Origin of the sequence: Micromonospora maritima, from assembly GCF_902825405.1 — a bacterium.
Taxonomy (GTDB): domain Bacteria; phylum Actinomycetota; class Actinomycetes; order Mycobacteriales; family Micromonosporaceae; genus Micromonospora; species Micromonospora maritima.
In genome coordinates, this window is record NZ_CADEAU010000275.1 from 1 (window position 1) to 7,261 (window position 7,261).

General features: G+C 74.3%; 7 protein-coding genes and 1 pseudogene. 4 read left to right on the forward strand and 4 right to left on the reverse strand.

Annotation, left to right across the window (positions count from 1 at the left end; genetic code table 11):
* Nucleotides 1-764: 764 nt before the first annotated feature.
* The gene (locus HUW36_RS34555) at nt 765-1,589 is read right to left on the reverse strand and encodes a hypothetical protein (RefSeq protein WP_246248255.1); all 825 of its coding nucleotides are present in this window, start codon (nt 1,587-1,589) and stop codon (nt 765-767) included.
* Nucleotides 1,590-1,617: 28 nt separating this feature from the next.
* Here HUW36_RS34555 and HUW36_RS21465 point away from each other — a divergent pair.
* Nucleotides 1,618-3,114 (forward strand): annotated as a pseudogene (locus HUW36_RS21465) (WG repeat-containing protein); the annotation flags it as partial.
* Between the two features lie 7 nt (nt 3,115-3,121).
* Here the strand turns inward: HUW36_RS21465 and HUW36_RS21470 are convergent.
* The gene (locus tag HUW36_RS21470) at nt 3,122-3,601 is read right to left on the reverse strand and encodes a quercetin 2,3-dioxygenase (RefSeq protein WP_174529814.1); all 480 of its coding nucleotides are present in this window, start codon (nt 3,599-3,601) and stop codon (nt 3,122-3,124) included.
* Nucleotides 3,602-3,683: 82 nt separating this feature from the next.
* Here HUW36_RS21470 and HUW36_RS21475 point away from each other — a divergent pair, with 82 nt between their 5' ends.
* Together HUW36_RS21475 and HUW36_RS21480 are read left to right on the forward strand one after the other, a co-directional pair.
* Nucleotides 3,684-4,337, forward strand: coding sequence for a TetR/AcrR family transcriptional regulator (locus HUW36_RS21475; RefSeq protein ID WP_174529815.1), 654 nt, complete (start codon nt 3,684-3,686; stop codon nt 4,335-4,337).
* A gap of 44 nt (nt 4,338-4,381) precedes the next feature.
* Entirely contained in the window at nt 4,382-5,380 is a 999-nt protein-coding gene (locus HUW36_RS21480) for an aldo/keto reductase family protein (RefSeq protein WP_174529816.1), read from the forward strand.
* Nucleotides 5,381-5,445: 65 nt separating this feature from the next.
* Here the strand turns inward: HUW36_RS21480 and HUW36_RS21485 are convergent, their stop codons facing one another.
* Entirely contained in the window at nt 5,446-6,243 is a 798-nt protein-coding gene (locus HUW36_RS21485; protein WP_174529817.1) for a site-2 protease family protein, read from the reverse strand.
* Complete coding sequence (locus HUW36_RS21490) at nt 6,240-6,440, reverse strand: hypothetical protein (RefSeq protein WP_091573186.1); 201 nt, start codon at nt 6,438-6,440, stop codon at nt 6,240-6,242. The genes HUW36_RS21485 and HUW36_RS21490 overlap by 4 nt, the downstream gene beginning before the upstream one ends.
* A 294-nt stretch (nt 6,441-6,734) precedes the next feature.
* On the opposite strand from HUW36_RS21490, the gene HUW36_RS21495 reads away from it, so the two are divergent.
* Nucleotides 6,735-7,261 (forward strand): bifunctional adenosylcobinamide kinase/adenosylcobinamide-phosphate guanylyltransferase (locus HUW36_RS21495; RefSeq protein ID WP_174529818.1); only part of this gene is annotated, 527 nt, incomplete at its 3' end.

Below are 7,261 nucleotides of genomic sequence, written 5' to 3' on the forward strand. Positions count from 1 at the left end.
CATCGACCGGCTGGGCGAGCTGCGCATGCCCGTGCTGACCCCGGCCGGCCGCCGACCGGCCCGAACGCCGACCGGGCCGACGAGCGACCGGGCCGACCCCACGACGGTCACGGGGACGACGACCGGCGGGACCGGGTCGGAGCCGGGCATCCGGTGGCGGTGACAGGTCCCGCGCCAGAGTCCCCGGACGGCGGTGCGGAGGCCTGGTTCCGGCCGAGCCGACCGACGGCGACCCGGGATCAGGACGCGGGTACGCGGCCCTCGGAGCAGGACGCGTCCGCGTCCTCCGGACACGCCGACGGCGCGGGTGTCGACCAGTTGGTCGAGGCCGACCTCCGGCCGGGCAGTCCGACCGAGCCTGCGCAGTCGGTGGACGCTGCGGAGCTGACGGCGCCCGCGCACTCCGGCGACCCGACAGGGCAGATCGCTCCCCCGCAGGCGGGCGACCGCCCGGAGCCGGCCGCCCACGCGCAGCCGGACGGCCACGCGCAGCCGGGCGACCCACGCAAGCCCGTCGACCCTGGGCACCCGGACCACCCGACGGGGTCCACCGACTCCGTCGGTTCGGCCGACTCCGACCAGCCGGCCGCCCGTACGGAGCCCGTCGTCTCCGGCCAGTCCGTCGATCTCGTGGAGCCGGCTGAGCCGTCCGCCTCCCCCGACCCGGTCGGATCGGCCGGCCATGTCCCCGGCGACCCCACCCCTGCCCGAACCCTCCACCCCACAACGGAGGCACCGCCGGAGATCTTGGAAGATTCCGGCCCCTATGAGGGCCGTTTCGTTCCAAGATCTCGCGCGGGCGAGAAGTCGCGGTCGGGCGAACCAGACGATCCCGACGTTGACGGGCGTGACCTGACGGCGTCCGTCGACGTGGCCGAGCGCACCGCATCGTCCACCTTGGGCGGCGCCGCGAGCGAAGTGCCGCCGGCACCGGCCGACATCGGCGCGTCGGCCGATGCCGGCGGCGGGACGCCGGCCGACAGCACGGTCCCGGGTACGGGGCAAGGGGCCGAGGAGGTGGCAGCGGGAGCGCGCATCACCCCGCCGCCACCGGTGACGACCCCGGTGTCGTCGACACCGTCAGCACCAGCACCGGAGGCACCGGAGGCACCGGAGGCATCGACGCCCCCAGCAGCGGGGACCTCGGCGCTGGCGCGCCCACCGCAGGCCACGACGGAGAAGGCCGCCGAGGTGCCGATCGCAACGGCGAGCGCTGCGTCGTCGAGCGCTCCGACGGCGAGCACTGGAACGGCGAACACCGCAACCGGGCGCGCCGCACCGCAGGGGGCGGCAACGGACCGGGCCATTCCCGAGCAGGCGAGCACCGAGGACGTCGGCCCCGAACCGACAGTCGAGGACTCGCACGTCGGCGAAGCGCGCGTCCCGGAACCGCCGGTTGCGGAACCGGTCGTCGCGCCGGCGGTAGCGGCCGTACCGGATTCCGCGACCACGGTCGACGCGCCGACGACAGCGCCCCGTACCACCACGGACCAGGACACCCCGGCCACGGCGCCCGACACCACCATCACGGACCAGGACACCCCGGCGGCAGCGGCCACCACCGTGGCCTCGACGAGCGGAACGGACACCGCCGCGGACCGGGACGCGACCACGGTCGAGGACGGCGCAGTCGAGCCCTCGCAGCCCACCGAGGACGACACGGCGACCCCCGAGCCCGACGGGGAGCCGGATCGGCGTGACGCGGCAGCGGACGACGAACCGGCGAACGAGGGTGGGCCGGCGGAGGGCCGTACCGAGGAGGCGGGACCGGAGGCCGAGGCGCCCGCTGCCGAGCCGGCGCCGCCGGCCGACCCGGAGCAGGCCCTGGCCGCCGTGGGCTGGCGTCTGCACCCGGGGACGCTGCGCGAGGAGGCGCCCGAGCCGGACGAGCTGCGGCGGATCCGGGACGGTCTCACCGGCAAGCTCGACACCGCGCTGGACAACCGCAGTCGGGCGCGGCTGCTCAGTCTCCGGTCGGTGGCGTCCCGGGTCCTCGGGGACCTGGACGACGCGGTCGCCGACGGGCGGCTCGCCGTCACGTACGCGGAGGCCACCGGTGAGTTGCGGCGGACCGCACTGGCCCGCGCCCGTCTCGCCGAGGTGCTGCGCTGGCGCGGCGAGCACGCGGAGGCCGACCGGCTCTTCGCCGAGGCCAACTCGCCGGAGCTGCCGGACCGGCTGCGCGCGTTGCTGCACGAGCACGCCGGGCGTTCCTGCTTCGACCAGGGTCGGCTGACCGAGGCGTGCCTGCACTTCGAGCGGGCGCTTGACCTGCGGCAGGGCGAGGACGGGCCGCTCAACGCGCGTACCCTGGTCGCGTTGGACGCGGTCGCCGAGCGGGCCGCGGGCGGTGGCTTCGGTCCGCCGCCGCGCAGCCGGGAGCAGGTGCTGGGCACCCCGCGGTACCCGGTGGCGACGTTCGACGAGGAGCAACAGCTCTGGGGGTACGCGGACGCCGACGGCGAGCTGGTCATCGCGTACCGGTACGCGGAGGCGCAGCCGTTCTCCGAGGGACTGGCCTGGGTCCGCCGACCGGAAGCGTCCCGCTGGGCGCTCATCGACACCACCGGCGCGGCGCTGATCGAGGCGAACAACGGCTACCGGGCGGTCGGTGGGTTCTCCGAGGGACTGTCCTGGGTGTCCATGGACGGCAAGGGCCGCTGGATGGCCGTCGACCAGATGAACATCGTGAAGATCCCACCCGGTTACGAGGAGGCGCGGCCGTTCCGCAACGGGCTGGCGGCGGTCCGGCAGAACGGCGGTTGGGGCGCGGTGGACCGGACCGGGACGGTCGTGGTGCCGACCCGCTACCACGGTCTGGGCACGTCCCTGGCCGACGGTCGGCACCTGGACGGCTTCACCTCCGACGGCCTGGCCGTGGTCGAGCTGGCCGGCCGCCGGGGCGTGGTGGATCGGAGCGGCCGGGTGGTGGTGGCGCCCGCGTACCCGACGCTCGTGGTGCATCCGGTGGCGTTCCTGGTCACCACCGAGTCGGGGCGGTGGGGCGCGCTGGACCGGCGCGGCGAGCCGCTCATCGATCCGGTGCACCGGGGCCGCGCGGAGGTCACCGCCGAGATCGACCGGCTGCTCACCGACGCCAGCCCGGTGCTCTGACCCGGTCTCACGCCGTCGGCGGGGGCCCCAGCAGCTCGATGCCGTTGCGGGCCGCGGCGTGCCCGAGCGCGGCCGGGTCGATCGGGCCGGGGTCGGGCAGCCGGCGTTCCGGCGCTGGCACGCCGGCCTCCGCGGCGAACCGCTCGAACCCGGCGGGGGTGGTGATCTGGAGCGCGCGCAGCGGCTCGTCGGGGCCGACCACGAAGCTGTGCGCGATCCCCACCGGCAGCAGGACGAAGTCCCCGGGGCCGGCGGTGAGGCTCTGCCCGTCGCAGTGGAACCGGGCGGTGCCGGAGAGCACGTAGAACATCTCGTCCTCGACCTGGTGGCGGTGCAACGGCGGGGCGAAGCCGGGCGGGTTGACGAACTCGGCGACGGTGAGCCGGTCCCGGGTGTGCCGGCCACCGGCCTTCACGGTGCACAGGCTGCCGAGGAACCAGTGGGCCTCGCCGTCGTCAGGACCGAGCAGGTAGGGGCGGATGGACATGAGGGCCTCCCGGCTTTCCGATGGACGTGGAGACATTCGATAGCCATTGGTATGGTGAATATACGGTTAGTATCGCGACGTCATGGCTGGAGTCAAGGACGGAAAGCGCCCCTACCGCTCCCCGGTACGCGAGGAGAACGCCCGCCGCACCCGGCAGGCGGTGGTGCGGGCCGCGACCGAGCTGTTCGTCGCACGCGGGTACGCGGCGACGTCGCTGGCCGACGTGGCGGCCGAGGCCGGCGTCGCCCGGCCCACCGTGTTCGCCGCGTTCGGGTCCAAGGCCGCGCTGCTGCGGCAGGTGCTCGACGAGGCGCTCGCCGGGGACGACGAGCCGGTGCCGGTGGCCCGGCGTCCGTGGTTCCAACCGGTCTGGGAGGCGCCCGACCAGGGCGGGGTGCTCGACGCGTACGCCGGGGTCTGCACGCTGATCGGCCACCGCGCGGCCGGCGCGTTCGAGACCGTGCGCCGGGCCGCGGACGAGGCGCCCGAGGTGGCCGAACTGTGGGAGACCCTGCTGCGCAACCGCCGGGCGGGAGCCCGGATGGTGGTCGACCGGCTGCTCACCCTGGACGGCCCGCTGCGGCCGGACACCGACACCGAGCGTGCCGTGGACGGCCTGTGGTTCTACAACGATCCGGCGCACTACGCGGCGCTGGTGCACCGGTGCGGGTGGACCGAGGAGAGCTTCCGCCGGTGGCTCGGCGCCCGGATGCGGGACGCGCTGCTACCGGCGTGAACGCCGCGCGGCACCGGCCGGCGGGCGGGACTAGGGTCGGGAGCATGGAATTCCGACACCTGGGCCGCTCCGGCCTGATGGTCAGCGAGATCTCGTACGGCAACTGGATCACCCACGGCTCGCAGGTCGAGGAGGAGGCCGCCGTCGCCTGTGTGCGGGCCGCCCTCGACAGTGGCATCACCACCTTCGACACCGCCGACGTCTACGCCGGCACCCGTGCCGAGTCGGTGCTCGGCCGCGCGCTCTCCGGCGAGCGCCGCGAGGGGCTGGAGATCTTCACGAAGGTGTACTGGCCGACCGGTCCGGGCCGCAACGACCGGGGCCTGTCCCGCAAGCACATCATGGAGTCGATCGACGGCTCGCTGCGCCGCCTGCAGACCGACCACGTCGACCTCTACCAGGCCCACCGCTACGACTACAGCACCCCGCTGGAGGAGACGATGGAGGCCTTCGCCGACGTCGTGCGCTCCGGCAAGGCGCACTACATCGGCGTCTCGGAGTGGAAGGCGTCGCAGCTGCGCGAGGCGCACGCGCTGGCCCGTGAGCTGCGCATCCCGCTGATCTCCAACCAGCCGCAGTACTCGATGCTGTGGCGGGTCATCGAGACCGAGGTCGTCCCGGCCAGCGAGGAGCTGGGCATCGGCCAGATCGTCTGGTCGCCGATGGCCCAGGGCGTCCTCTCCGGCAAGTACCTGCCGGGTCAGCCGCCGCCGGCCGGCTCGCGCGCCACCGACGAGAAGTCCGGCGCCGACTTCATCGCCAAGTGGCTCACCGACGACGTGCTGACCCGGGTGCAGCGGCTCAAGCCCCTGGCCGAGCAGGCCGGGCTGACCATGCCGCAGCTCGCCGTCGCGTGGGTGCTGCAGAACCCGAACGTCGCCTCGGCGATCATCGGCGCGTCCCGGCCCGAGCAGGTGCACGACAACGTCAAGGCGGCGGGCGTGAAGCTCGACGCCGAGCTGCTCAAGGCGATCGACGAGATCGTCGAGCCGGTCACCGAGCGGGACCCGGCCCAGACCGAGAGCCCGGCCCAGCGCCCGTGACGCCCGGTCCCGGGCCGGCGGTCGACCGCCGGCCCGGGCCGCCGCGTCAGGAGCGGATCGGCGCGTCAGCCCTGCCAGAAGCGGATCAGGTAGAAACCGAGCTGGTACAGCTCCCGGGGCAGGCCGAGCGCCTCGCCGACGGCGAAGACCCCGCCGAAGAACACCCGGTTGATCTGCGGGCTCCACAGCAGCGCGAAGAGCAGGATGAACCCGTACGGGGCGAACAGGTCGTACATCCGCCGGTAGGCGGGGCTGAGCCAGGGCTGGAGCATGTTGCCGCCGTCCAGGCCCGGCACCGGCAGCAGGTTGAGCACACTGGCGGTGAGCTGGAGGAACGCGAGCAGGCCGACGCCGGCCCAGAACTCCAGCGGGCCGCCCAGGCCCGGTCCCCAGGTCAGCGCCGCCACCAGCACCAGGGTGAACAACACGTTGGTGGCCGGCCCGGCCAGGCTGACCAGCGTGTGCCGCAGCCGCCCGGGAATGGCGTGCCGGTCGACCCAGACCGCGCCGCCGGGCAGGCCGATGCCGCCGAGCAGCACCACGACCACCGGCAGCACGATCGACAGCAGCGGGCTGGTGTACTTCAGCGGGTTGAGCGTCAGGTAGCCCCGGTGCGCGATGTCCCGGTCGCCGGCCCGGTACGCGACCACGGCGTGGGCGTACTCGTGCAGACAGAGCGACACCAACCAGCCCGACACCACGAACAGGAACACGTCGAACCGGACGTTGCCGTAGCGGTTCCAGGTCATCACCCCGGCGGTCACGAAGAGCGCGACGAGCGCCAGGAAGATCGGGCTGGGTCGGAACGCCGCCCGGGGCACGCCGAGCACCAGCGGGTCACCCGGGCGGTCGTAGCCGGTCATTCGGCCGGGGGCTGCAGGCTCATCCGGTATTCCACCCGGTCGTCCTCGACCAGTGAGACGGTGGTGACGCCGGACGTCGCGAGCTCCCGCCAGGTCTGGCCGATCCAGGACTCGGCGTCCGCCTGATTCGGGAACGACTCAGCCGGCCCGTCGACCGCTTCGCCGTTCGTGCCCTCGTACCGCCAGCTCCACGCCATGCCGCGTCTCCCCTCGCCGCCGTCGTCCCGTGGGACGCCAAACCCCCGCAAGCCTAGTCGGCCCGCCGCGTGCCGGCCCGCCGCCACATGGATCATGCCGGTCGCCGGCCGGTGCGGTGTCGCGGCACCGACGTCGGCAGTGGTGCTCGGCGACCGGCCCCCGCCCCGGCGATCGTGCGGTTGCCGCCCCGACAGAACCGCCATTTCCGGCATCCCGGGGGCCGCAACCGCAAGATCGACGCGGAGAGGGGGCGGGGAGGGGCGGGGTGGGGGCGGGAGAACTAAGGTACGGGCATGTCCGTTGACGGGTGGCACACCCTCCTCGTGCTCGGCGGTATCCGCTCCGGCAAGTCCGAGTTCGCCGAGTCACTGGTCGCCGACGCGCCCACGGTCCGATACGTCGCCACCGCCCCCGCCGGGGACCCGGAGGACACCGAGTGGGCGGGCCGCCTCGCGGCGCACCGCGCCCGCCGGCCGGGGAGCTGGACCACCGAGGAGACCGCGGCGGATCCGGGCCGGCTGGCCGCGGTGATCACCGCCGCCGGCCCGAACGACACCGTGCTCGTGGACGACCTCGGTGGCTGGGTGACCGTGCTGCTCGACCCGGCCCACCAGCCGGCCGACGACACCGCCACCGTCGCCGAGCTGGCCGCCGCGGTACGCGCGAGCCAGGCGCGGCTGGTCCTGGTCAGCCCGGAGGTCGGGCTGTCGCTGGTGCCCACCACACCGCTGGGCCGGGCGTTCACCGACGCGCTGGGCGCGACCAACCGGGCGGTCGCCGACGCCTGCGACGCGGTCGCGCTCGTGGTGGCCGGCCAGAC